This is a genomic window from Shewanella sp. 4_MG-2023 (assembly GCF_030548015.1).
Classification (GTDB): Bacteria; Pseudomonadota; Gammaproteobacteria; order Enterobacterales; family Shewanellaceae; genus Shewanella.
In genome coordinates this window covers 1-1,415 of record NZ_JAUORL010000075.1, presented here as the reverse complement: position 1 = coordinate 1,415, position 1,415 = coordinate 1, and the positions used below count along the sequence as shown (strand labels likewise).

1 rRNA gene is annotated in these 1,415 nt (G+C 49.8%); it reads left to right on the top strand.

Annotated features, from left to right (window positions below):
* Positions 1 to 41: 41 nt before the first annotated feature.
* Positions 42 to 1,415: ribosomal RNA gene (locus Q4546_RS19100) — 23S ribosomal RNA — on the top strand; the annotation flags it as partial.

Here is a 1,415-nt window from a genome sequence, read left to right as displayed (position 1 = left end):
ACAACGATTAAGTTTCCTTGTGAAACTCATTTGGGTTGTATGGTTAAGTGACTAAGCGTATACGGTGGATGCCTTGGCAGTCAGAGGCGATGAAGGACGTAGTAACTTGCGAAAAGCGTTGGCGAGCTAGTAACAAGCATTTGAGCTAACGATGTCCGAATGGGGAAACCCGGCCACATAAGTGGTCATCATAACGTGAATACATAGCGTTATGAGGCGAACCTGGGGAACTGAAACATCTAAGTACCCAGAGGAAAAGAAATCAACCGAGATTCCCCTAGTAGCGGCGAGCGAACGGGGATTAGCCCTTAAGTCTATGGGGTGTTAGTGGAATGAGTTGGAAAGCTCAACGGTACAGGGTGATAGTCCCGTACATGAAAACTAACCATAGATGAAAACGAGTAAGGCGGGACACGTGACATCCTGTTTGAATATGGGGGGACCATCCTCCAAGGCTAAATACTCCTGACTGACCGATAGTGAACCAGTACCGTGAGGGAAAGGCGAAAAGAACCCCTGTGAGGGGAGTGAAATAGAACCTGAAACCGTGTACGTACAAGCAGTGGGAGCGGTTCTTGAGACCGTGACTGCGTACCTTTTGTATAATGGGTCAGCGACTTACGTTTTGTAGCGAGGTTAAGCGAATAGCGGAGCCGTAGGGAAACCGAGTGTTAACTGCGCGTTTAGTTGCAAGGCGTAGACCCGAAACCGAGTGATCTAGCCATGGGCAGGTTGAAGGTTGAGTAACATCAACTGGAGGACCGAACCGACTAATGTTGAAAAATTAGCGGATGACTTGTGGCTGGGGGTGAAAGGCCAATCAAACTCGGAGATATCTGGTTCTCCTCGAAAGCTATTTAGGTAGCGCCTCGAGCGAATACCACTGGGGGTAGAGCACTGTTAAGGCTAGGGGGTCATCCCGACTTACCAACCCTTTGCAAACTCCGAATACCAGTGAGTACTACTCGGGAGACAGACGGCGGGTGCTAACGTCCGTCGTCAAAAGGGAAACAACCCAGACCATCAGCTAAGGTCCCAAAGTTATTGCTAAGTGGGAAACGATGTGGGAAGGCTTAGACAGCTAGGATGTTGGCTTAGAAGCAGCCATCATTTAAAGAAAGCGTAATAGCTCACTAGTCGAGTCGGCCTGCGCGGAAGATTTAACGGGGCTAAGCAATACACCGAAGCTATGGGTTTGCTCTTATGAGCAAGCGGTAGAGGAGCGTTCTGTAAGCGGTTGAAGGTGAAGGGGTAACCCACACTGGACGTATCAGAAGTGCGAATGCTGACATGAGTAACGATAAAGGGAGTGAAAAACTCCCTCGCCGAAAGACCAAGGGTTCCTGTCCAACGTTAATCGGGGCAGGGTGAGTCGACCCCTAAGGCGAGGCCGAAAGGCGTAGTCGATGGGAAAC